Source organism: Novosphingobium sp. B-7 (genome assembly GCF_000410615.1).
GTDB classification, from domain to species: Bacteria; Pseudomonadota; Alphaproteobacteria; order Sphingomonadales; family Sphingomonadaceae; genus Novosphingobium; species Novosphingobium capsulatum.
Window position 1 is genome coordinate 1 of record NZ_APCQ01000243.1, and the last position, 987, is coordinate 987.

Below are 987 nucleotides of genomic sequence, written 5' to 3' on the forward strand. Positions count from 1 at the left end.
CAAGCCGCCGGCGCCCCACTTCCGCCTTGCCGATGCCGCGCACGGCGCGCCAGGTTTGGTAGCGTCTGGCGCAGTGGGCGAGGCGCAGTCCCTGGGCCTTTTGCCTGGAGACCGGATCGTGGCGCTGCGCGGCAAGCCCGTGCGCGACGCACGCGATGCCCGGCAGATCGAGGCCATGCTGGCGGCCGGTCAGGCCGTTGCGGTAACGGTGCGCCGCGCCGGGCACTATCTGGCGCTCTCGCTTGGCCCGGCCGGCGGGGGACAATGATGGGGCGGCTTTTGAAGTGTGAGGGCTTGCCCAGGCTCGCCGCACTAGCGCTCGCGCTGGCCTGGCCGCTGGCAGCGCAGGCGCAGTATCGCCTCAACGTGCGCGAAGCGGATATGCGCGCCTTCATCGCCGATGCCGCCGAAGTGACTGGCCGCACGTTCATCGTCGACGCGCGGGTTGCCGGCAAAGTTAGCGTGGCGAGTGAGCGGACCTTGAGCGCCAGCGAATATTTCGAGGTGTTCCTGGCCACGCTGCGTGCCAACGGCCTGGTTGCCGTACCCACCGGCAACGGCGCGTTTCGCATCCAGCCGGTGGAGGGTGCGGCCAGCCAGCCCACCGCCGCGCCTGCCGGGCGGGGCATGGCAGCGCGCAACCAGATGGTCACCGAAATCGTGCGCCTGCGCGCTGCCGATGCGGTTCAGGCGCTCGATACACTGCGCCCGCTGGTCAGCAAGGACGGCGCGCTCACGGCCAACAAGGCGGGCAATTCGCTGGTCGTGGTCGATTATGCCGACAACCTCGCTCGCATTCGCGCCTTGGTACGCCAGATTGACCAGGACCGCGCCGCCGTGCTCACGCTCGATCTGGCCCATGCCGGCGCGCGCGAGGTGGCAAGCGCCCTGGCCCAACTGGTGGCCGCAGGCGAAGGCGGGCGCAGCCCGGCCAGCGTGGTGGCCGTGGACAGCGCCAATGCCGTGGTGCTGCGCGGCGATGCGATC

General features: G+C 70.5%; 2 protein-coding genes. Both read left to right on the top strand.

Going from position 1 to position 987, the window contains the following annotated elements; translation table 11 throughout:
• The coding region (locus H926_RS32940; RefSeq protein ID WP_043607603.1) for a hypothetical protein at positions 1-268 on the top strand (268 nt) is incomplete at its 5' end.
• A gap of 26 nt (positions 269-294) precedes the next feature.
• Positions 295-987, top strand: a 693-nt coding sequence (locus tag H926_RS25335; RefSeq protein WP_371256215.1) for a secretin N-terminal domain-containing protein, incomplete at its 3' end; no start/stop codon positions are given.